We start from the raw sequence: 1,960 nt of genomic DNA on the forward strand, positions 1-1,960 counted from the left end.
GTTGCTGCCAAAAGGCAAATTCCTAAAATTCGATGTACGTTTTTCATGATATTCAATTTTTATTTTATGTATTTGTATTTCCTTGATTGTACCAATAATCAATTTTACCGTCACATCGAGCGCAGTCGAGATGTTTTGGCCCTTTTTAAAAATACGGGTACAGATGCGTAGAATCATTTTTGTTTTTTATGAGTTAATTTTTCAATCGTGGAAGCCGTTAAGAATGAGAACCCCGACATCAAGGTCAAGATGAGTATGAGTTTTAGATAGGTAGTGAGGGTCCAGAGAAAGGCCGATTCGATACGCTCTAGCAAGCTCGTATTCTTTTCCTTGATTTCGGATAGGGCGAATTTGACGGTACAGAATTCGTTTTCCACATCAAAGTTGCCCAAACTTACCCCTAGTTCCTGGAACTGTTGTTCAATTTCCAAGATCCTGTTTTCCAGTTGCATATACTCCTCAATGCGCCCTCCTTCGGATTTAAGTGCGATTAAGGAGGCCCTTATTTTTTCAAGGGAGAGTTTTTTGGCATTGAGTTCCTTATACTCATTCGTCTTGTCTTTTTTGGTAATCTGTTTGGCCTGTATCGTACCTATTGTAATGAGCTGGCTGTAGATCGAATCAAAATTTGCGGGGGGCACCCCGATAATCAAGCTTAGGTTGCGATAGCCCGTATTGCCGTTTTTATTTTCGAACTGTATGAGGCCATTAAAATCCTTTATCTTATTCCGTATTAGGTTTTCTTCCCGATCAAACTGTGTGGTAACCGATTTTATGTCCGCGATTTTCTCATATTTTTGGTCCATCCTTATAGGGGATTGACCCGAGATTCCCTTGTGTTTTTGGGTCGCATAATTTTTACGGATGTCAGTGATGGTTTCTGAAATCTCTGTAAGGTCAAAAAGCGGAGCGGGTTCAAAAGTCTCCTCGGTTGCTGTCGATAAGCGATACGCAAATAAGGCGATGAACATGACGGTAAGTCCTAAAACCAACTTCTTTATTTTAGTTTTCAGTGTTATATTCATGCTTGAAAAAGTTCAATGTTATGGCGTAAATGTATATCCGGACTTTATAAGAAAAAACAGGGAATGAGTAAAGTGACCCTTTGATTGAGTAAAGCGGCGACCTGATTTCGTAAACCTCGTTTTATGCGTTTTATATTCCCTATTTTAGAAGATTCCCCATTTTTTATTGCCGCATAAATCAGCTAAGTTTACGTTTTTTATTAAGCACAATGCACAAGATTCACTACATACTCATTATACTGCTCATTGGTTCGTTCACCTGTCATTCACAGGTTCAAGATCCCAATGTCAAACTGCAGATAAAGGGGACCGTCAAAGGAATGGAGAACGGTACTCCGATTTCCGGCGTTGGGGTTTCCACAAATTCTGGTGAGTATACCTTGACCAATGCCTTTGGGGAATTTAAGATCAGGGCCTCGATGGGGGAGGAACTTATTTTCGAGAGTCCACAGTTTGAAACGGTTCGGCATCGCATTCGAAGTGGGGAGGATGTTGACGTGAAAGTCAGGGGGTATCCTGAAAAAGGGGAGAGTAGCTTTGGAAGCAATAAAAGTTCCCGAAACGAGGTTTCTATGCATGCCCTCTTCTTGGATTCTGCCAACTACTACAAAAAGACCAATATCGAACGAAGTATTGATTTCATCACAAAATCGATTGCCGATTTGGGTCAAAGAGCGGATAAAAGGGAACTTGCACAATCCCTGTCCACCTTAGGCGAGGTCTATTATTTTCATAAACAGTACGATCTGTCCATTGCCAGTTTTTTGGATGCCTTGGAAGCACAAAACTCGACCAAAACGTCATTTTTATTGGGGAAGGCCTATGTGGCCAATGGGGATTTTAAAAATGCGGAACAAACCTTAACGCCTCTCTTGAAGGTCAGGAATATGGTGCCCTTTCAAAAAGTGGAACTCTATGAATATTTGGGGGACGCT

At 41.0% G+C, this 1,960-nt stretch carries 1 protein-coding gene and 1 pseudogene; one reads left to right on the forward strand and one right to left on the reverse strand.

The genetic code is table 11. The annotated features are described in order from the left end of the window. Positions 1-173: 173 nt before the first annotated feature. On the reverse strand, positions 174-1,025 hold the full coding sequence (locus WBM98_RS02940) for a DUF4349 domain-containing protein (RefSeq protein WP_424364531.1): 852 nt from the start codon (positions 1,023-1,025) through the stop codon (positions 174-176). Positions 1,026-1,234: 209 nt separating this feature from the next. On the opposite strand from WBM98_RS02940, the pseudogene WBM98_RS02945 reads away from it, so the two are divergent. Then, positions 1,235-1,960: pseudogene (locus WBM98_RS02945) on the forward strand (sensor histidine kinase); the annotation flags it as partial.

The organism is Maribacter sp., from assembly GCF_049667165.1.
GTDB lineage: Bacteria > Bacteroidota > Bacteroidia > Flavobacteriales > Flavobacteriaceae > Maribacter_A.

Bases quoted from the DNA above. Each gene is read 5' to 3' on its own strand.
- WBM98_RS02940 (WP_424364531.1), bottom strand. From the start codon at position 1,025: ATGAATATAACACTGAAAACTAAAATAAAGAAGTTGGTTTTAGGACTT.